The organism is Gilvimarinus sp. 1_MG-2023, assembly GCF_030548285.1.
This window is the reverse complement of the sequence record NZ_JAUOSC010000937.1, coordinates 1-276: the sequence shown is the minus strand read 5'-3', so window position 1 is coordinate 276 and position 276 is coordinate 1. Positions and strand designations below refer to the sequence as shown.

The 276-nt window shown below is 44.9% G+C and carries 1 protein-coding gene; it reads right to left on the bottom strand.

Translation table 11 applies throughout. The features are described 5' to 3' along the window. Window positions 1-240, bottom strand: a 240-nt coding sequence (locus Q4563_RS19620) for a hypothetical protein (protein WP_303605712.1), incomplete at its 3' end; no start/stop codon positions are given. Window positions 241-276: the final 36 nt, after the last annotated feature.

Here is a 276-nt window from a genome sequence, read left to right as displayed (position 1 = left end):
CCCAAGTAACGAACGCCGGAATGGCGAACTACCGTTAAAGCCTTTGTGGCTGCAACTTGAACAACAAGGCTCCACATCATTCATTCCCAGTGAAACCAAGTCACCAGATAAGCCACCAATAGCGCCAGAGAGGCGATCAATCCCCATTTGCAAGAAATGATTTTCTTCATTAGCAAGATGATGAGTTTTCTCTCCAGAGTGATGAGGAATTCCATGTAGAAGAAACTGTAGATGGTTCAATCCAGTCTGTAGTGAACGTTCCTTTGGTCGTTTCAC